At 62.6% G+C, this 19,465-nt stretch carries 14 protein-coding genes; 13 read left to right on the forward strand and 1 reads right to left on the reverse strand.

The window, feature by feature from the left end; genetic code table 11:
- Positions 1-22 precede the first annotated feature (22 nt).
- The 4 genes from rpmE to FIV02_RS02705 all read left to right on the forward strand — a co-directional run bounded on the left by rpmE (position 23) and on the right by FIV02_RS02705 (position 3,867).
- Positions 23-235 (forward strand): 50S ribosomal protein L31, encoded by a 213-nt coding sequence (rpmE, locus tag FIV02_RS02690; RefSeq protein WP_003459015.1) that lies wholly within the window; start codon positions 23-25, stop codon positions 233-235.
- Between the two features lie 26 nt (positions 236-261).
- Positions 262-1,062 (forward strand): thermonuclease family protein, encoded by an 801-nt coding sequence (locus tag FIV02_RS02695; RefSeq protein ID WP_152487712.1) that lies wholly within the window; start codon positions 262-264, stop codon positions 1,060-1,062.
- Positions 1,059-2,495: a M48 family metalloprotease gene (locus FIV02_RS02700; protein WP_152487713.1), complete on the forward strand. Its 1,437-nt coding sequence runs from the start codon at positions 1,059-1,061 to the stop codon at positions 2,493-2,495. Before FIV02_RS02695 ends, FIV02_RS02700 begins: the two co-directional genes overlap by 4 nt.
- A gap of 103 nt (positions 2,496-2,598) precedes the next feature.
- On the forward strand, positions 2,599-3,867 hold the full coding sequence (locus FIV02_RS02705) for a malic enzyme-like NAD(P)-binding protein (protein ID WP_037049853.1): 1,269 nt from the start codon (positions 2,599-2,601) through the stop codon (positions 3,865-3,867).
- A gap of 85 nt (positions 3,868-3,952) precedes the next feature.
- Here the strand turns inward: FIV02_RS02705 and FIV02_RS02710 are convergent, their stop codons facing one another.
- Positions 3,953-6,361 carry a penicillin-binding protein 1A gene (locus tag FIV02_RS02710; protein ID WP_371923226.1) on the reverse strand — a complete coding sequence of 803 codons (2,409 nt, stop codon included), beginning with the start codon at positions 6,359-6,361 and terminating at the stop codon, positions 3,953-3,955.
- 184 nt (positions 6,362-6,545) lie between these two features.
- On the opposite strand from FIV02_RS02710, the gene FIV02_RS02715 reads away from it, so the two are divergent.
- The 9 genes from FIV02_RS02715 to gltB all read left to right on the forward strand — a co-directional run bounded on the left by FIV02_RS02715 (position 6,546) and on the right by gltB (position 19,437).
- Positions 6,546-7,610, forward strand: a complete 1,065-nt coding sequence (locus FIV02_RS02715; protein ID WP_152487715.1) for a pilus assembly protein PilM — start codon at positions 6,546-6,548, stop codon at positions 7,608-7,610.
- Positions 7,610-8,182, forward strand: coding sequence for a type 4a pilus biogenesis protein PilN (gene pilN, locus FIV02_RS02720; protein ID WP_152487716.1), 573 nt, complete (start codon positions 7,610-7,612; stop codon positions 8,180-8,182). The genes FIV02_RS02715 and pilN overlap by 1 nt, the downstream gene beginning before the upstream one ends.
- Positions 8,179-8,799, forward strand: a complete 621-nt coding sequence (gene pilO, locus FIV02_RS02725; protein WP_152487717.1) for a type 4a pilus biogenesis protein PilO — start codon at positions 8,179-8,181, stop codon at positions 8,797-8,799. The genes pilN and pilO overlap by 4 nt, the downstream gene beginning before the upstream one ends.
- The gene (pilP, locus tag FIV02_RS02730) at positions 8,799-9,323 is read left to right on the forward strand and encodes a type 4a pilus biogenesis lipoprotein PilP (protein ID WP_152487718.1); all 525 of its coding nucleotides are present in this window, start codon (positions 8,799-8,801) and stop codon (positions 9,321-9,323) included. The genes pilO and pilP overlap by 1 nt, the downstream gene beginning before the upstream one ends.
- Before the next feature lie 55 nt (positions 9,324-9,378).
- Complete coding sequence (gene pilQ, locus FIV02_RS02735) at positions 9,379-11,487, forward strand: type IV pilus secretin PilQ (RefSeq protein ID WP_152487719.1); 2,109 nt, start codon at positions 9,379-9,381, stop codon at positions 11,485-11,487.
- A gap of 5 nt (positions 11,488-11,492) precedes the next feature.
- Positions 11,493-12,011: a shikimate kinase AroK gene (gene aroK, locus FIV02_RS02740; protein ID WP_152487720.1), complete on the forward strand. Its 519-nt coding sequence runs from the start codon at positions 11,493-11,495 to the stop codon at positions 12,009-12,011.
- A 51-nt stretch (positions 12,012-12,062) separates the two neighbouring features.
- On the forward strand, positions 12,063-13,166 hold the full coding sequence (gene aroB / locus FIV02_RS02745; RefSeq protein WP_152487721.1) for a 3-dehydroquinate synthase: 1,104 nt from the start codon (positions 12,063-12,065) through the stop codon (positions 13,164-13,166).
- 10 nt (positions 13,167-13,176) lie between these two features.
- Positions 13,177-14,748, forward strand: coding sequence for an SPOR domain-containing protein (locus FIV02_RS02750; RefSeq protein ID WP_152487722.1), 1,572 nt, complete (start codon positions 13,177-13,179; stop codon positions 14,746-14,748).
- Between the two features lie 240 nt (positions 14,749-14,988).
- Complete coding sequence (gltB, locus tag FIV02_RS02755; RefSeq protein ID WP_152487723.1) at positions 14,989-19,437, forward strand: glutamate synthase large subunit; 4,449 nt, start codon at positions 14,989-14,991, stop codon at positions 19,435-19,437.
- Positions 19,438-19,465: the final 28 nt, after the last annotated feature.

Consider the following 19,465-nt stretch of genomic DNA (forward strand, 5'->3'; position numbering starts at 1 on the left):
CGACTACCCCGAGGAAAGCATCATGAAAGCCGATATCCATCCGAACTACGTCGAGATCGACGCCACCTGCTCCTGCGGCAACGTCATCAAGACCCGCTCCACCCTGGGCAAGAACCTGAGCCTCGACGTCTGCTCCGAGTGCCACCCGTTCTACACCGGTAAGCAGAAAGTGCTGGACACCGGCGGCCGTATCGATCGCTTCAAGCAGCGCTTCGGCGTATTCGGCGCCAAGTAAGCGGCCGAAGCAAGACGGAATCTGGCATGCGCCACTCCGTGCTACTGAAAAAGGCGTCCCTGGTGGGCGCCTTTTTCGTTCCTCTGTTCTGCGTCGAGCTGGCGCAGGCCTTTTGCCCGCTGCGCGAGGATCTGCCCCGCTTCGCCGTGCGCCAGGTGGTCGACGGCGACACCCTGCGCCTGGTCGATGGGCGCAGCATTCGCCTGATTGGCATCAACGCCCCTGAGCTGGGGCGCAAGGGGCGCAGCGACGAACCCTATGCCGTGCAGGCCAAGCGCCGTCTGCAGGCGCTGGTGGATGCCAGTGACGGGCGCGTCGGCCTGCTGCCGGGCGAGCAGCGCAAGGATCGCTACGGACGCACCCTGGCGCATCTCTATGACGCTCAGGGACGTAATCTCGAGGCGCAGCTGCTCGGCGAAGGCCTGGGGTTCATGGTCGCGGTGGCGCCGAATATCGAACTGGTACGCTGTCAGGCGGCCGCCGAGCGCGAGGCGCGAGATCGGCGCCTGGGGCTGTGGCGGGATTACCGGGTCCGTTCGGCCGGGCAGATCCGCAGCGGCGGGTTTGCCCTGCTGAGTGGGCGCGTGGCCAGGGTGCAGCGCAATCGCGGCGGCCTGTGGCTGGAGCTGGACGGTGGCCGCGTGCTGCGCGTGGCGCCGGCGCTCCTGGATGCATTCGACCTGCCGGCGATGCAGGCGCTCGAGGGGCGACGAGTCGAGGCGCGCGGCTGGGTGATCGACCGCCAGTCACGTGGCGGTCTGCAGTCGGGCCAGGCGCGCTGGATGTTGCCACTGACCCACTCGGCGATGCTGGAGGTGTTGCCATGATGCGTGCATTGACGCTGTGCCTGTTCTGCGCCTGGCTGACGGGCTGTGCCGTCAACCCTGCCACGGGGCGCACCGATTTCGTGATGATGAGCGAGCGCCAGGAGCTCGACCTCGGTGCCCGCTACAACCAGGAAATCCTCAAGCAGAACCCGCCTTATGCGGACGCCAAGTTGCAGGCCTACATCCAGCGGGTGGGCGAGCGGGTGGCGCGCAACAGCCATCGCAATCAGCTCAGCTACGTTTTCACCCTGGTCGACAGCCCGGACGTCAATGCCTTCGCCCTGCCGGGCGGCTACATCTACATTCACCGTGGGCTGCTCGCCTACCTCAACTCCGAGGCGGAACTGGCCGCCGTGCTCGGTCATGAGATCGGTCACGTGACGGCGCGCCACAGCGTGCGCCAGCAGAGCCAGTCGACCGCCTGGGGGCTGCTCGGCCAGGCGGCGGCCATCGGCACCGGGGTTGGCGCTGTCGGCGACCTGACCAGCGTCATGGGCAATGCCTTCGTGCGTGGCTATGGCCGCGACATGGAGCTGGAGGCGGACGGCCTCGGCGCACAGTACCTGGCACGCAGCGGCTATGACCCGCAGGCGATGATCGAAGTGGTCAAGGTGCTCAAGAGTCAGGAGGACTTCGCCCGCGAGCAGGCCGCCAGGCGTGGTGAGGCGCCCGCGCAGGGCGGCTATCACGGTCTGTTCGACACCCACCCTGACAACGATCGCCGCCTGCAGGAGGTGATCGGTCCGGCGCGGGCGCTGGTCGGTGGCAATCAGGAAGTGGGGCGCGATGCGTTCCTGCAGCGACTCGATGGGCTGGTGTTCGGTGATTCGGCGGCCAGCGGGATTCGTCGCGGGCGCCACTTCTATCATGGCGAGCTGGATTTCGCCCTGACCTACCCGCAGGGCTGGCAACTGGTCAATCGTGCCGATGTGCTGATCGGCCATACTCCGGATGAGCAGGCTTTCATCGCCATGACGCTGGAGCCGGCAGACAAGGCGCTCGCGCCTGCCGAGTACCTGCGCAAGCGGGTCGGCAATCAGCGCCTGGTGGCCGGTGAAGAGCTGCGCCTGGGTACGCTGCGTGGCTACACGGCCATCTTGCAGGGGCAGGCGGCGCGCCGGGTGGCGGTGATCTATCGTGGCGACAATGCCTATCTGTTCGTCGCCGCGGTCAAGGGGCGCGCTTCGCTGGAGAGCGAGGACGAGCGTTTCCTCGAAGTGATCCGCAGCTATCGTCCGCTCAAGGCGGCCGAGCGCAAGCTGGCCGAGCCGGTGCGTCTGCATCTGGTTCGGGCCAAGGCAGGGCAGGGCATGGCGAGTCTCGCTCGCAACTCACCGTTGCCGAGCGATGGCGAAGCGCAGCTGCGCTTGCTCAACGGGCTCTACCCCGCTGGTGAGCCGCGTGCCGGGCAATGGTTGAAAACGCTGCGCTAGTGGGGCGCTTCAATCGCGACCGAACAGTCTTGTGCAGCTGTATACAACTTGCGTATCCTCGGCCGCTGCCCGTTCAACAGCCAACAAAAGCGGAAATGCCACTATGTCTGATTTGAAAACTGCCGCTCTCGAGTATCACGCCCAGCCGCGCCCCGGCAAACTGAGCGTCGAGTTGACCAAAGCCACCGCCACTGCCCGCGACCTGTCGCTGGCCTACAGCCCGGGTGTTGCCGAGCCGGTGCGTGAAATCGCCCGCGATGCCGAGCTGGCCTACCGCTACACCGGTAAAGGCAACCTGGTGGCAGTGATTTCCGATGGCACCGCCATCCTCGGCCTGGGTAACCTTGGCCCGCTGGCGTCCAAGCCGGTGATGGAAGGTAAAGGCGTGCTGTTCAAGCGTTTCGCCGGTATCGACGTGTTCGATATCGAGGTCGATTCGGAAAGCCCGCAGGCCTTCATCGACACCGTGAAGCGCATCTCCATCACCTTCGGCGGCATCAACTTGGAAGATATCAAGGCCCCCGAGTGCTTCGAGATCGAGCGCGCGCTAATCGAACAGTGCGATATTCCGGTATTCCACGATGACCAGCACGGTACCGCGATCGTTACCGCCGCCGGCATGCTCAATGCCCTGGAAATCGCCGGCAAGAGCCTGGAAGAGGCGAAGATCGTCTGCCTGGGCGCTGGTGCTGCCGCTATCTCCTGCATGAAGCTGCTGGTGAGCATGGGTGCCAAGGTCGAGAACATCTTCATGATCGACCGCAAGGGCGTGATTCACGCAGGCCGCGACGATCTGAACCAGTACAAGGCGGTGTTCGCCACCGAGACTGACAAGCGCACGCTGTCCGATGCGCTCGAAGGTGCCGATGTGTTCGTCGGCCTGTCCGGCGCCAACCTGCTGAGCCCGGAAGACCTCAAGCGCATGGCGGCCAACCCGATCGTCTTTGCTTGCTCCAACCCGGATCCGGAAATCAAGCCGGAGCTGGCGCACGAGACCCGCAACGACGTGATCATGGCGACCGGTCGTTCCGACTACCCGAACCAGGTCAACAACGTGCTGGGCTTCCCCTTCATCTTCCGTGGCGCGCTGGACGTTCGTGCGACCCGCATCAACGAGGAAATGAAGATCGCTGCCGCGCTGGCGCTGCGTGACCTGGCCAAGCTGCCGGTGCCGCAGGACGTCTGCGACGCCTACGGTGGCATCAAGCTGGAATTCGGTCGCGAGTACATCATTCCGAAACCGATGGATCAGCGCCTGATCACCGTGGTCTGCGATGCGGTGGCCAAGGCTGCCATCGAGTCCGGCGTGGCGACGCTGCCGTATCCGAAGCACTACCCGCTGCAGTCGGTGGATGACGTGTTCAACGGCTGATCCCCTGGATGCAGACAACAAAAAACCCGCCTAGGCGGGTTTTTTGTTGTCTGTCGTTTGCCTCCCCCTGGGGGCGGCGCACCGATCAGAACAGGTCGATCGGTGCCATTTCGTCAGCCGGCAGCGGGCTGCCGGGGATGCCCATGCCAGGCTCGAACTCGCTCATCGGTGGTGGCGAGTCTTCGCTCTTGAACAGCTCGAAGTAGGCGTCCGGCGTGCTTGGCGTGGCGGCGCGGCCGCTGAGCGGATCGACCCGCAGCGTGAGGATGCCCTTGGGTTCCTTGGGCAGGTGGCTGGGGCGGTCCTTGAGTGCGGCGCCCATGTAGCTCATCCAGATGGGCAGGGCGACGGTACCGCCGTACTCGTGGCGTCCGAGGCTTTCCGGCTGGTCGAAGCCGGACCAGACGGTGGTCACGTAGTCGGCGTTGTAGCCGGAGAACCAGCTGTCCTTGGAGTCGTTGGTGGTCCCGGTCTTGCCCGCCAGGTCGTTGCGGCCCAGCGCCAGGGCGCGGCGGCCGGTACCGCGCTTGATCACGTCCTGCAGCATGCTGGTCATGATGTAGGCGGTACGCTCGTCGATGATCTGCTCGGCGACCTTGGGTTCTTCCTGGGGCAGGTCGTCCGCTGCATTCACGGCCAGGTTGGCGTTCTCCTCGCTCGGTTTGCTGCCCGGCACGCGTGCCGGGTTGGCGTGGAACAGCGGCTTGCCGTTGCGATCGTCGATGCGTTCGATCAGGTAGGGCTCGATCTTGTAGCCGCCATTGGCGAAGGTGGCCCAGCCCTCGGCGATCTCCATCGGGGTCAGGCTGGCGGTGCCCAGCGCCAGGGACAGGTTGCGTGGCAGGTCCTGTTCGGCGAAGCCGAAGCGCTGGATGTAGTTCACCGTCTGGTCGACGCCCATGTCCTGCAGCAGGCGAATGGACACCAGGTTGCGCGACCTGTACAGCGCTTCGCGCATGCGGATGGGGCCGAGGAAGGTGTTGTTGTCGTTCTTCGGACGCCACTTCTGCGACAGGTAGTCGTCGGAGAGGATGATCGGTGCGTCGTTGACCAGAGTCGCGGCTGTGTAGCCACTGTCCAGGGCGGCGCTGTAGACGAAGGGTTTGAAGCTGGAGCCGGGCTGGCGCTTGGCCTGTACGGCGCGATTGTAGTTGCTCTGGTCGAAGGAGAAGCCGCCGACCAGCGACTGGATGGCGCCGCTGTAGGGGTCGAGGGAGACCAGCGCGCTCTGCGCCGCCGGAATCTGCGAGAAGACCAGGCTGCCGTCAGCCTGGCGCTGCACCCTGATCACATCGCCTACCTGGACGACATCGCCGGGTTGCTGCGGGCGAGGGCCCATGCTGTTGGTGCTGAGGAAGGGGCGTGCCCATTTCATGCTGTCCCAGGCCACGGCCTGTTCTTCGCCGTTGCGCGGCAGCACCAGGATGCCGCTTTTCTCCACCTGGGTGACCACGGCCGGTTCCAGTCCGCCGATGCCGCGGAACTTGCTCAGCTCGGTCAGCCAGGCTTCGCGTGTCATGCCCGGCAGGCGACTTTCCGGGCCGCGGTAGCCGTGGCGCTGGTCATAGGCCATCAGGCCATCGCGCAGGGCGGTATTGGCCATTTCCTGCAGGTTGCTCGGCACCGTGGTGGTGACATTGAAGCCTTCGGTATAGGCCTCGCTACCGTAACGACCGACCATCTCCGCACGTGCCATCTCGGCGATATAGGGAGCGCTGATCTCCGGCGCCGGCACGTGATAGCGAGCATCGACCTCTTCGGCCAGTGCGGACTCGTAGCTGGCCTGGTCGATGCGGCCAAGGCGGAACAGGCGACCGAGGATCCAGTCGCGGCGTTCCTTGGCGCGGGTCGGGTTGACCAGCGGGTTGTAGCGCGAGGGGGCCTTGGGCAGGCCGGCGATCATCGCCATCTGCGCCAGGCTCAGGTCGCGGATGGATTTGCCGTAGTAGACCTGCGCCGCCGCCTCGATGCCGTAGGCGCGGTGGCCGAGGTAGATCTTGTTGACGTACAGCTCGAGGATCTCGTCCTTGCTCAGTTCGCGTTCGATCTGCAGTGCCAGGAGAATCTCGGTGGCCTTGCGCGAGAAGCTGCGCTCGTTGGTGAGGAAGAAGTTCTTCGCCACCTGCATGGTGATGGTGCTGCCACCGCTCTGAATCTGCCCGCTTTTCAATAATTGCGTGGCAGCGCGCATCAGGCTGGTCACATCGACGCCATAATGATTGGCGAAATTGTCGTCTTCGGCTGCCAGTAACGCACTGATGAAATCCTTGGGGATTTCGTCGAAGCGAATGGGGGAGCGGCGCATCTCGCCAAACTCGGCAATCAGCTTGGCATCGCTGCTGTAGACGCGCAGCGGTATCTGCAGCTGCACTTGCCGCAGTGACTCGACGGACGGAAGGGTCGGGCTAAGATAAAGAAACGCACCGCTGAAACTGAGCAACAGCCCACAAAAAACGGCAACGCAGGACCACCAGATGAACTTCAGCAGGCGCATCAAAATGTTTGGAATTCCAAGTAAAAGAATGAGTTAAGCAGGAGTCGTGGCAAAAAGGGAAAAGCTGATCACATTATAAGCGTTTTTTTTCCCGGGGAGCCATTTGCGCTTCTGTCAAGACTGATATTTAATGTGGAAAAACATAAATAGTCCGTAAGTCGCGGATGCCAATAGGAAAACGGTCGTGCTAGGGCTCTTCACTAAGAAAGCGAATACGCTGCTGGGGATCGATATCAGCTCGACTTCGGTCAAGCTCCTCGAACTGAGTCGCTCGGGAAGCCGCTACAAGGTAGAGGCTTACGCAGTCGAGCCGCTCCCGCCGAACGCAGTAGTCGAAAAGAACATCGCCGAGCTGGAGGGGGTCGGTCAGGCGCTCTCGCGCGTGTTGGCCAAGGCCAAGACCGGCGTCAAGACCGCGGCAGTCGCCGTCGCGGGATCGGCAGTCATCACCAAGACCATCGAGATGGAAGCGGGTCTTTCCGAGGACGAGCTGGAAAACCAGCTGAAGATCGAAGCCGATCAGTACATTCCTTATCCGCTCGAAGAAGTCGCTATCGATTTCGAAGTGCAGGGCCCTGCGCCGCGTAATCCGGAGCGGGTCGAAGTCCTGCTCGCGGCATGCCGCAAGGAGAACGTCGAGGTGCGCGAGGCGGCACTGGCGCTGGCTGGCGTGACCGCCAAGGTGGTCGATGTCGAAGCCTATGCGCTCGAGCGTGCCTACGGCCTGCTGGAAGCGCAGCTCGGTGGTGGTCATGACGAACTGACGGTCGCCGTGGTCGACATCGGTGCGACCATGACCACGCTCAGCGTGTTGCACAACGGGCGCACCATCTATACCCGCGAGCAGCTCTTCGGTGGCAAGCAGCTGACCGAGGAAATTCAGCGTCGCTATGGTCTGTCGGTGGAGGAAGCTGGTCTTGCCAAGAAGCAGGGTGGTCTTCCGGATGACTATGACAGCGAGGTCTTGCAGCCGTTCAAGGAAGCCGTGGTTCAGCAAGTCTCGCGTTCGTTGCAGTTCTTCTTCGCTGCCGGCCAGTTCAACGATGTGGACTACATCCTCCTGGCAGGCGGTACCGCGTCCATTCCGGATCTCGATCGGCTGATTCAGCAGAAGATCGGTACGCAGACGCTGGTAGCCAATCCCTTTGCCGATATGGCGCTCAGCGGCAAGGTCAACGCCGGTGCACTGGCCAGTGATGCGCCGGCATTGATGATTGCCTGTGGCCTGGCGATGAGGAGTTTCGACTGATGGCGCGGATCAACCTACTTCCCTGGCGCGAGCAACTGCGCGAGGAGCGCAAGCAGCGCTTTATGGTCAGCCTCGCAGGCGTGTTCATCGTTGCGGCGGGCCTGGTGTTCCTTGGTGATCAGATGCTCAACGCCGCGATCGATAATCAGAGCGCTCGCAATGACTTCATCAAGAAAGAGATCGCCGTCCTCGATGCGCGGATCAAGGAAATCAGTGAGCTCAAGACCCGTCGTCAGCAACTGCTGGAGCGGATGAAGATCATCCAGGATCTGCAGGGCAACCGGCCGATCATTGGTCGCGTATTCGATCAGTTGGTGCGGACGCTGCCGGATGGTGTGTACTTCACCAGCGTCAAGATGAGCGGCAAGAACATTGCCATCGTCGGTGCTGCCGAGTCGAACAACCGGGTTTCAAATCTCATGCGCAATCTGGATGGTTCCGAATGGTTGACGGCGCCTAACCTCACCGAGGTCAAGGCGGTTACGGCAGGTGCTCTGGATCAGGCGAACGTGTTCCAGCTGACGGTTCAGCAGACTCAGCCTGGTCAGGAAAAAGCGGAGGCCGCGCGATGAGTATCAAGAGTGCGCTGGAAGGTCTGCGCAGTATCGATCTCAATGATCTCGACATGAACAATGTCGGCTCCTGGCCGGCTGCGGTCAGGTTCATCGCCGGCTTGCTGCTGTTCATCATCGTGCTCGGGCTCGGTTACAACTTTCACCTGAAAGACCTGCAGGCCATGCTGGAGCAGCATCAGGGCGAGGAAGTGACGCTCAAAGATCAGTTTTCCATCAAGGCCTTCCAGGCTGCGAATCTGGAGGCTTACAAAGAGCAGATGGAGGAGATGGAAGTGTCTTTCGGTGCGCTGCTGCGGCAACTGCCGAGCGATACCGAAGTTCCCGGGCTTCTGGAGGATATTACGCGCACGGGGTTGGGAAGTGGCCTGGAATTCGAGGAGATCAAATTGCAGCCTGAAGTGGCTCAGCAGTTCTATATCGAGTTGCCGATCCAGATCAAAGTCAGTGGCAGTTATCACGATCTGGCTACCTTCGTCAGTGGCGTGGCCAGCTTGCCTCGTATCGTGACCTTGCATGATTTTCAGTTGGTTCGGGCCAGCGCCGATAGTTCGACTCGGTTGAGCATGCAGATCATGGCGAAGACCTATCGCTACAACGACAAGGGGGCTCAATGATGAGTTTCTCTCGCGCTCTTCTGGTAGCAGGCTTGCTGGGCCTTGCCGGCTGTGGCTCCAGTGGCGATTTCGATGATCTGCGCAGCTACATGGACGAAGTCCGTGCCAAGCCGAAAGGCGCCATCGAACCGCTGCCCACCTTTCAGCCGTACGAGAGTTTTACCTATCGTGCAGCCTCGTTGCGTAGCCCGTTCCAACCGCCAGTCAAGATCGACGTTGTCGCTCGGCAGAAAGGCTCGGCCGAAATCAAGCCGGACGAGAGTCGCGTCAAGCAGTTCCTCGAAGGCTTCAATATCGAAACCTTTGAAATGGTCGGCACGTTGCGCAATGACCGTGAATTGTTTGCATTGGTTAACGGCGCCGGTGGTGTGCATCGTGTGAAAGTAGGCGACTACCTGGGGCGCAACCACGGCAAGATCATTCTGATCGATGAGTCCAAGGTCGATGTAATGGAAATTGTTCCGGATGGCGAGGGTGGCTGGCTTGAGCGACCGCGCAGCCTGACCTTGAAGGAGCGCTCCTGACGGGGCGAGGTGAGAAATGACTATAAATAATCTGTCTGCCAAACGGGATACGAAAATGAACGGCTCTCTTTCGCGTCTTAGTGTCGCCTTCATGGCAGCGCTGCTGTCGCCTGTAGTCCTGGCGGCCAATCTGCAAGGCCTGGATGTCGCCAGCCTGCCTGGTGACCGGGTCGAGCTGAAACTGTCTTTCGATGAGCCGGTGACGGCGCCGCGAGGCTACACCATCGAGCAGCCCGCTCGCATCGCCCTGGATCTTCCGGGTGTATCGAACAAACTTGGTTCCAAGAACCGGGAACTGGGTATCGGTAATGCGCGCAGCGTCACCATTGTCGAGGCCAAGGACCGCACGCGCCTGATCGTCAATCTGACAAGCCTGGCGGCCTATAGCACGCGTGTCGAAGGCAACGATCTGTTCGTCGTTGTCGGTGACTCTGCTGTCGCTCCTCGTCCGGCTACTACGCCTGTCGCAGCAACTCCCGCTCCTGCCAAGAAGGCCTATGGTCCGCAGGCGAAGGCAATCAGTAGTATCGACTTCCAGCGTGGCGAGCAGGGTGAAGGTAACGTCGTCATTACCCTTTCCGACAAGTCCGTCGCACCTGATATTCAGGAGCAGGGCGGCAAGATTCGTCTCGACTTCGCCAAGACCGAGTTGCCTGAGTCCTTGCGTGTACGTCTGGACGTGAAGGATTTCGCGACTCCAGTTCAGTTCGTCAGTGCCACCGGTAGTTCCAACAAGGCGAGCATCGTCATCGAGCCAGTAGGTTTTTACGATTACCTCGCCTATCAGACCGAGAACAAGCTGACCCTCAGCGTCAAGCCACTGACTCAGGAGGATGTCGAGCGTCGCAATGCGGATCGTTTTGCCTACACGGGTGAGAAGCTGTCGCTGAACTTCCAGGACATCGATGTCCGCTCCGTGCTGCAGCTGATTGCGGACTTCACCGATCTGAACCTGGTGGCCAGTGATACCGTCGCCGGTAATATCACCCTGCGTCTGCAGAACGTGCCATGGGATCAGGCGCTGGACCTGGTGCTCAAGACCAAGGGGCTGGACAAGCGCAAGGTGGGCAACGTGCTGTTGGTCGCACCGGCCGACGAGATCGCCGCCCGCGAGCGCCAGGAGCTGGAGTCGCAGAAGCAGATCGCCGAACTCGCTCCGCTGCGTCGTGAGCTGATTCAGGTCAACTACGCCAAGGCGACCGATATGGCCAAGCTGTTCCAGTCGGTGACCAGTGCCGATGGTGCGGCTGATGACCGTGGTTCTATCACGGTGGACGATCGCACCAATAGCATCATTGCTTATCAGACCCAGGAACGTCTGGACGAGCTGCGCCGGATCATTGCCCAGCTGGATATCCCGGTGCGCCAGGTGATGATCGAGGCGCGAATCGTGGAGGCCAACGTTGACTACAACAAGGCGTTGGGTGTTCGCTGGGGTGGTGCTTCCCGCCGTGGTAACTGGAGTGTGTATGGCAAGGATGGTGCTACGTCATTTGATGATGACGGGCGGGTTTTGCTGCCGGGTACCGATACTGTCGGCGACTTCACGCTGGATGAGGGTACCGCTCCTGTGCCGTTCGTTGACATGGGGGTCGCCAATAGTACAGCGGGCATCGGCATTGGCTTCCTGACTGACAACATCACATTGGACCTGCAGCTTTCTGCCATGGAAGCGACCGGTAACGGTGAGGTCATCTCCCAGCCCAAGGTCGTGACTTCCGACAAGGAGACCGCGAAGATTCTCAAAGGGCAGGAAGTGCCTTACCAGGAGGCCAGTTCCAGTGGTGCGACCAGCACCTCCTTCAAAGAGGCCGCTCTATCGCTTGAGGTGACGCCGCAGATCACGCCGGATAACCGCATCATCATGGAAGTCAAGGTGACCAAGGACGCCCCGAACTTCCAGGCCGCCATCAACGGCGTTCCGCCGATCAACAAGAACGAGGTCAATGCCAAGGTGCTGGTCAACGATGGTGAAACCATCGTGATCGGTGGGGTATTCGAGAATACCCAGACCAAGGCGACCGAGAAGGTGCCTTTCCTCGGTGACCTGCCGTTCATCGGTCGCGTGTTCCGTCGCGACATCGTGCAGGACGAAAAGACCGAGTTGCTGGTTTTCATCACTCCGCGCATCATGAATAACAATTCTATTGCCGTGAATCGATGATCTAAGTGCGGAATGTAATCCTCGTAGGCCCGATGGGTGCTGGAAAGAGCACCATCGGGCGTCTGCTTGCAAAAGAACTGCGTGTGCCCTTCAAGGACTCCGACAAGGAGATCGAGCAGCGTACGGGGGCCGATATTCCCTGGATCTTCGATGTCGAGGGAGAGCAGGGTTTTCGCGAGCGGGAGCAGGCCGTCATCGCCGAGCTGTCGATGCAGGATGGCCTGGTGCTTGCCACTGGCGGCGGTGCGGTCATGCGTCCGGAGAACCGCCAGGCACTGCATGCCGGCGGACGTGTGGTCTACCTGCATACCTCGGTCGATCAGCAGATCGATCGCACCTCGCGTGACCGCAATCGTCCCTTGTTACGCACGGCCAACCCTGCTCAGGTGCTGCGAGACCTGATGGCACTGCGCGATCCGTTGTATCGGGAAGTGGCCGATATCATCATCGAGACGGACGAGCGTCCGCCGCGCATGGTGGTGCAGGAAATTCTCTCGCGTCTGGAAGCGCTGTTGCCCCGTTAAAGCGCGGGGCGAACTGCGCTATTCTTAAGGCCTTTTTATTCTGGGGGCCTCATGCAGACTCTTCACGTTGAACTCGGCGAGCGCAGTTATCCCATCTACATCGGCGATGGCCTGCTGGGCCGGCCGGAGCTGCTTGCCCGGCATATCGCCGGTCGGCAGGTGGCGGTGGTCACCAATGAAACGGTCGCGCCGCTCTATCTCGATGCCTTGATGCGTTCGCTGGACAGCTTCAAGGTCGCGTCGGTGGTGTTGCCCGATGGCGAGGCGTTCAAGAACTGGGAGACCCTGCAGCTGATTTTCGACGGGCTGCTGAGCGCCCGCCACGACCGACGCACCACCGTGGTGGCGCTGGGTGGCGGCGTGATTGGCGATATGGCCGGGTTTGCCGCTGCCTGCTATCAGCGCGGCGTGGATTTCATCCAGGTGCCGACCACCTTGCTGTCGCAGGTCGACTCCTCCGTCGGCGGCAAGACCGGGATCAATCACCCGCTGGGCAAGAACATGGTGGGCGCGTTCTATCAGCCCAGGGCCGTACTGATCGATACGGCCAGCCTGAACACCTTGCCGGCGCGCGAGCTGTCGGCCGGCCTGGCCGAGGTGATCAAGTACGGCTTGATCTGCGATGAGTCGTTCCTGGGCTGGCTGGAGGACAACATGGCGGCTCTGCGCGCGCTGGATGGGCCGGCGCTGACCTATGCCATCGAGCGTTCGTGTGCGGCCAAGGCGCGGGTGGTGGGTGCCGACGAGCGTGAGTCCGGCATTCGTGCGACCCTGAATCTGGGGCATACCTTCGGTCACGCCATCGAGACGGAGCAGGGGTACGGGGTCTGGCTGCATGGTGAGGCTGTTGCCGCTGGAACGGTCATGGCGCTGGAGATGTCCTATCGTCTCGGCTGGTTGTCCGCAGCGGAGCGGGATCGAGGCATGCGCCTGCTGCAGGCCGCCGGTTTGCCTGTCGTACCCCCTGAAGACATGACGCCCGAGCAGTTTCTCGAGCACATGGCGGTGGACAAGAAGGTTCTCGATGGCCAGCTTCGCCTGGTATTGCTCAGGCGTCTGGGCGAGGCCGTGGTGACCGCCGATTACCCGCGTGAAATTCTCGATGCCACGCTGCGTAGCGATTATGCGGCGCTGGCTCAGTCGTTCAACTCTTGAAGAGTGATTCATGACCAGTTTGCATGCTGACGAAGCTTTCCTGGCGCATTACCAGTTCAGTCACGACCCCTTCGCGCCGCGAGTGCCCGGTTTCAAGTTCTTCCCGGCGCAGAGAAAGCCGGTGCTGGGGCAGCTGCACCACCTGGCACGTTACAGCCAGTTGCTGCTGGCCGTTGTCGGGCCGGAAGGCAGCGGCAAGACGCTGCTGCGTCAGGCGTTGGTCGCCAGTACCAACAAGCAGGCCGTGCAGACGGTGGTCGTTGCGCAGGGCGTGACGGGCAGTGATGCGCTGCTGCGTCAGGTGGCTCAGGGGTTGTCCGTCGCCCAGGCCGATGTGAGCGCGATCCTGGCTCATGTCGGGCAACTGGCGCTGACGGGGCAGGAGGTCTATCTGCTGGTCGATGACGCCGATCAGCTGGATGACGCTGCCCTGAAAGCGGTTCTGGCGCTGGCGGCCGGCAATGGCGAGGGGCGTCCCCATCTGTTCCTGTTTGCCGAACAGGGTTTGCTGGCCCGGCTGGAGGCCCTCGCGGGTGGCGAGGAGTGCTATCACGCGATCGAGCTGCAACCCTATGCCGAGGACGAGACGCGTGAATACCTGGCGCAGCGCCTCGAAGGCGCCGGGCAGGGGATCGACCTGCTCAGTGACGATCAGGTCGAGGATATCCATGCGCGGGCGCAAGGCTGGCCGGGAGCGATCAATCAGGAGGCCCGTGAGCTGCTGGTCGAGCAGATGCTCGCGCAGCGTTCAGCCGGGCGTGGCGCGGGCGCCGGCTTTGCCTTGCCGAAGAAGCACCTGCTCGCCCTGGCCGTGGTTGTTGTCGGTGTCGCCGCTGCCTGGTTCATGCAGGGGCGTGACAGCGCTTCCTCGGCGCCCGTTGCCAGCAATGCGTCACTGCCGCTGCAGCAAACTTCACCTGCCGTAGAGGCTGAGGCGCCAGCGCCGCTGGCGACGACGGAAGAGCGCGCGCCGGCCATCGAGTTCGCCGGTGCAAGCCAGCCGCTGCCCTTGCCTCTGGTCGGCGAGTCGCAGGCCGTCATTCGTCAGCCACTGGCCGAGGCTGCGGGTGAGGAGCTGGACGCTTTCGAGCCGCCTGCTGCAACTGTCCCCTCGACCGTAACGGCGCCAACCGCTGCAATCCCTGCTGCACCTGCACCTGCACCTGCACCTGCACCTGCACCTGCACCTGCACCTGCACCTGCACCTGCGAAGCAGCCTGAGCCTGTCGTATCCAAGCCGGCTGTTCCTGCGCCGGCAGCCAAGCCTGCGCCTGCCAAGCCTATGGCTGCGGCCAGTGCTGCGGGTAGCTGGTATGCCCAGCAGCCTGCATCGCGCTATGCATTGCAGGTGGTGGGTTCGCGTTCGGAGTCGAATATCCAGGCGCTGGCGCGCGAGGGTGGCAGCGAGTACCGCTACTTCAAGAAAATCCACCAGGGCCAGCCTCTGTACGTGCTGACCTATGGTAGCTTCGCCACTCGTGACGCTGCCCAGGCTGCCGTGAAAACTCTGCCTGCCAAGCTGCAGGCGGGTAAACCCTGGCCGCGCACCCTGGGCAGCATCCAGCAGGAAATGAGCCGCTAAGCTCTCCCGCCTCCAAGGTGACCGCCTGGTCTTTAGCACGACCTCGCGGTCCCATCCTTCGTTTTTGCGACATTAATTTTCACCCCCTCGTCACGAAAATTTGTGACGCCATGGGTGGATATGTACAATGACCTCCCTTTTGCCTACGCAAAGCTGGCGCGTGCCTGCTTTTCGGGTTTAAGCAATTGAATTAGAAAGTAATTTGCCTGAGGTCTAGGCAGCCTGGTGAGAGTTTCCCCTATGAAAGCAGGTTTGTACCGTCCTGATGAGTTCAAGGATAACTGCGGCTTCGGCTTGATCGCCCACATGCAAGGTGAGGCTAGTCATCACCTGCTCAAGACCGCTATTGAGGCCCTCACCTGCATGACTCACCGCGGCGGTATCAACGCCGACGGCAAGACCGGTGATGGTTGTGGCCTGCTGATCCAGAAGCCTGATCAGTTCCTGCGAGCGATGGCCCAGGAGCATTTCGGCGTCGATCTGCCCGCGCAATACGCCGTCGGCATGGTGTTCCTCAATCAGGATGCGGCCAAGGCCGAGGCCGCGCGCGAGAACATGAACCGCGAAATCCTCGCGGCCGGCCTGCAACTGGTCGGCTGGCGCAAGGTGCCGGTCGATACCAGCGTACTCGGCCAGCTGGCGCTGGAGCGCCTGCCGCAGATCGAGCAGGTGTTCATCGGTGGCGAGGGTCTCAGCGACCAGGAATTCGCCATCAAGCTGTTCAGCGCGCGCCGTCGCTCCTCGGTGGCCAATGCCGACGACAGCGATCACTACATCTGCAGCTTCTCGCACAAGACCATCATCTACAAAGGCCTGATGATGCCGGCGGACCTGCAGCAGTTCTACCCGGACCTGGGTGACGAGCGCCTGCAGACCGCCATCGCGGTCTTCCACCAGCGCTTCTCCACCAACACCCTGCCGAAGTGGCCGCTGGCGCAGCCCTTCCGCTATCTCGCCCACAACGGCGAGATCAACACCATCACCGGCAACCGCAACTGGGCTCAGGCGCGTCGCACCAAGTTCGCCAACGAACTGATCCCCGACCTGGACGAGCTCGGCCCGCTGGTCAACCGCGTCGGTTCCGACTCCTCGAGCATGGACAACATGCTCGAGCTGATGGTCACCGGGGGCATCGACCTGTTCCGTGGCCTGCGCATGATCATTCCGCCGGCCTGGCAGAACGTCGAGACCATGGACGCCGACCTGCGTGCGTTCTACGAGTACAACTCCATGCACATGGAGCCGTGGGACGGCCCTGCCGGCGTGGTCCTGACCGACGGTCGGCATGCCGTGTGCCTGCTCGACCGTAACGGTCTGCGCCCGGCGCGCTGGGTGACCACCAAGAACGGCTACATCACCCTGGCCTCGGAAATCGGTGTCTGGGACTACCAGCCCGAGGACGTCATCGCCAAGGGCCGTGTCGGTCCGGGGCAGATCCTCGCGGTCGACACCGAGACTGGCCAGGTGCTGGACACCGAGTCCATCGACAGCCGCCTGAAGTCGCGTCACCCCTACAAGCTGTGGCTGCGCAAGCATGCCCAGCGCATCAAGGCGACGCTGGAGGACCGCGACCATGGTTCGGCCTTCTACGACCCGGATCAGCTCAAGCAGTACATGAAGATGTTCCAGGTCACCTTCGAGGAGCGTGATCAGGTGCTGCGTCCGCTCGGCGAGCAGGGCCAGGAGGCGGTCGGCTCCATGGGCGACGACACCCCGATGGCGGTGCTCAGCCAGCGCGTGCGTTCGCCTTACGACTACTTCCGTCAGCAGTTCGCGCAGGTCACCAACCCGCCGATCGACCCGCTGCGTGAAGCGATCGTCATGTCGCTGGAGATCTGCCTGGGCGCCGAGCGCAACATCTTCAGCGAGTCGCCCGAGCACGCCACCCGCGTGATCCTTAGCAGTCCGGTGATCTCGCCGGCCAAGTGGCGCGCGCTGATGAACCTGGAGCGCCCCGGCTTCGATCGCCATGTCATCGACATGAACTACGACGAGGCGCTGGGACTGGAAGCGGCCGTGCGCAACATGGCCGACCAGGCCGAGGAAGCCGTGCGCGCCGGCAAGGTGCTGCTGGTACTGACGGACCGTCACATTGCCCCGGGCAAGCTGCCGGCGCATGCGGCGCTGGTCACCGGTGCCGTGCACCATCGCCTGACCGAGAAAGGTCTGCGTTGCGACTGCAACATCCTGGTGGAAACCGCCACGGCACGTGATCCGCACCACTACGCGGTGCTGCTGGGCTTCGGTGCGTCGGCGGTGTATCCGTTCCTCGCCTACGAAGTGCTGGGTGACCTGATCCGCACCGGCGAAGTGCTGGGCGACCTGTACGAAGTGTTCAAGCACTACCGCAAGGGCATCTCCAAGGGCCTGCTGAAGATCCTGTCGAAGATGGGTATCTCCACCGTGGCCTCCTACCGTGGCGCGCAGCTGTTCGAAGCGGTCGGCCTGGCCGATGAAGTCACCGGGCTGTGCTTCCGTGGCGTCGCCAGCCGCATCCAGGGCGCGCGTTTCGTCGACATCGAAAACGAGCAGAAGCTGCTCTCCTTCGAAGCCTGGAACAACCGCAAGGCGATCCAGCAGGGCGGTCTGCTCAAGTTCGTCTACGGTGGCGAATACCACGCCTACAACCCGGACGTCGTGCGTACGCTGCAGGACGCCGTGCAGCAGGGCAACTACGAGAAGTACAAGGAATACTCGGCGCTGGTCGATACCCGTCCTGCCTCGATGATCCGCGACCTGCTCAAGGTCAAGGAATCCGCCACACCGATTGCCCTCGATGCGGTCGAGCCGCTGGAGTCGATCTTCAAGCGCTTCGATGCCGCCGGTATCTCCCTGGGCGCCCTGTCGCCCGAGGCGCACGAGGCACTGGCCGAAGCGATGAACCGCCTGGGCGGCCGCTCCAACTCCGGTGAGGGTGGTGAGGACCCGGCGCGCTACGGCACCGTCAAGAGTTCGAAGATCAAGCAGGTGGCCACCGGCCGCTTTGGCGTGACCCCGGAATACTTGGTCAACGCCGAAGTTCTGCAGATCAAGGTGGCCCAGGGCGCCAAGCCCGGTGAGGGTGGCCAGCTGCCGGGTGGCAAGGTCAACGGCCTGATCGCCAAGCTGCGCTATGCCGTGCCGGGCGTGACCCTGATCTCGCCGCCGCCGCACCACGACATCTACTCGATCGAAGACCTGGCGCAGCTGATCTATGACCTCAAGCAGGTCAACCCGCAGGCGCTGGTCTCGGTCAAGCTGGTGGCCGAGGCCGGGGTGGGCACCATCGCCGCCGGTGTGGCCAAGGCCTACGCCGACCTGATCACCATTTCCGGCTATGACGGCGGCACCGGCGCTTCGCCGCTGACGTCCATCCGTTACGCTGGTGCGCCGTGGGAGCTGGGCCTGGCCGAGACCCACCAGACCCTGCGCGGCAACGACCTGCGCGGCAAGGTGCGGGTACAGACCGACGGTGGTCTGAAGACCGGTCTGGACGTGATCAAGGCCGCCATCCTCGGTGCCGAGAGCTTCGGCTTCGGCACCGCGCCGATGGTCGCTCTGGGCTGCAAGTACCTGCGCATCTGCCACCTGAACAACTGCGCCACCGGCGTGGCCACGCAGAACGACAAGCTGCGCAAGGATCACTTCATCGGTACCGTCGAGATGGTGATGAATTTCTTCACCTACGTCGCCGAGGAAACCCGCGAGTGGCTGGCCAAGCTCGGCGTCAGCCGCCTCGAGGACCTGATCGGGCGTACCGATCTGCTCGAGGTGCTGCCGGGCGAGACTGCCAAGCAGGGCAACCTGGATCTGTCGCCGCTGCTCGCCAGTGCGCATATCCCGGCCGACAAGCCGCAGTACTGCCAGGTGCCGAAGAACCCGCCGTTCGACGAGGGTCTGCTGGCCGAGAAGATGGTCGAACTGGCCAAGGACGCCATCGCCGGCAAGACGGGCGGCGAGTACGAGCTGAAGATCGGCAACTGCGACCGTTCCATCGGTGCCCGTGTGTCCGGCGAGATCGCCCGTGTCCACGGCAACCAGGGCATGAACGGCGCACCGATCACCTTCCGCTTCAAGGGCACGGCCGGTCAGAGCTTCGGCGTATGGAACGCCGGCGGCCTGAACCTGTGCCTGGAAGGCGACGCCAACGACTACGTGGGCAAGGGCATGACGGGCGGCAAGATCGTCATCACCCCGCCTGCTGGCAGCCCGTTCGCCACCGAGGACAGCGCCATCATCGGCAACACCTGCCTGTACGGCGCCACCGGCGGCAAGCTCTTCGCCACCGGCACCGCCGGCGAGCGTTTCGCTGTGCGTAACTCCGGCGCTCATGCCGTGGTGGAAGGCACCGGCGACCATTGCTGCGAGTACATGACCGGCGGCTTCGTCTGCGTGCTGGGCAAGACCGGCTACAACTTCGGTTCGGGCATGACCGGCGGCTTCGCCTACGTGCTCGACCTGGACAACGGCTTCTACGACCGCGTCAACCATGAGCTGGTGGAAATCCAGCGCATCAACAACGAGGCGATGGAGGCTTATCGCAGCCACCTGGAAAGCGTATTGGCCGAGTACGTCGCGGAAACCGGCAGTGAGTGGGGCCATAACCTGCTGGAGAACCTGGACGACTACCTGCGCAAGTTCTGGTTGGTCAAGCCGAAAGCGGCCAGCCTGAAGTCGCTGCTGTCCAGCACCCGTGCCAACCCGCAATAAAGCCGCAAGCGGCAAGCCCCACGCTGCA

Origin of the sequence: Pseudomonas sp. THAF187a (genome assembly GCF_009363395.1) — a bacterium.
Classification (GTDB): Bacteria; Pseudomonadota; Gammaproteobacteria; order Pseudomonadales; family Pseudomonadaceae; genus Aquipseudomonas; species Aquipseudomonas khazarica.

Excerpts from the sequence above, each read along its gene's own strand:
- rpmE (WP_003459015.1), top strand. The coding sequence starts at position 23 with ATGAAAGCCGATATCCATCCGAACTACGTCGAGATCGACGCCACCTGC.
- FIV02_RS02695 (WP_152487712.1), top strand. The coding sequence starts at position 262 with ATGCGCCACTCCGTGCTACTGAAAAAGGCGTCCCTGGTGGGCGCCTTT.
- FIV02_RS02700 (WP_152487713.1), top strand. The coding sequence starts at position 1,059 with ATGATGCGTGCATTGACGCTGTGCCTGTTCTGCGCCTGGCTGACGGGC.
- FIV02_RS02705 (WP_037049853.1), top strand. The coding sequence starts at position 2,599 with ATGTCTGATTTGAAAACTGCCGCTCTCGAGTATCACGCCCAGCCGCGC.
- FIV02_RS02710 (WP_371923226.1), bottom strand. The coding sequence starts at position 6,361 with ATGCGCCTGCTGAAGTTCATCTGGTGGTCCTGCGTTGCCGTTTTTTGT.
- pilN (WP_152487716.1), top strand. The coding sequence starts at position 7,610 with ATGGCGCGGATCAACCTACTTCCCTGGCGCGAGCAACTGCGCGAGGAG.
- pilO (WP_152487717.1), top strand. The coding sequence starts at position 8,179 with ATGAGTATCAAGAGTGCGCTGGAAGGTCTGCGCAGTATCGATCTCAAT.
- pilP (WP_152487718.1), top strand. The coding sequence starts at position 8,799 with ATGAGTTTCTCTCGCGCTCTTCTGGTAGCAGGCTTGCTGGGCCTTGCC.
- pilQ (WP_152487719.1), top strand. The coding sequence starts at position 9,379 with ATGAACGGCTCTCTTTCGCGTCTTAGTGTCGCCTTCATGGCAGCGCTG.
- aroB (WP_152487721.1), top strand. The coding sequence starts at position 12,063 with ATGCAGACTCTTCACGTTGAACTCGGCGAGCGCAGTTATCCCATCTAC.
- FIV02_RS02750 (WP_152487722.1), top strand. The coding sequence starts at position 13,177 with ATGACCAGTTTGCATGCTGACGAAGCTTTCCTGGCGCATTACCAGTTC.
- gltB (WP_152487723.1), top strand. The coding sequence starts at position 14,989 with ATGAAAGCAGGTTTGTACCGTCCTGATGAGTTCAAGGATAACTGCGGC.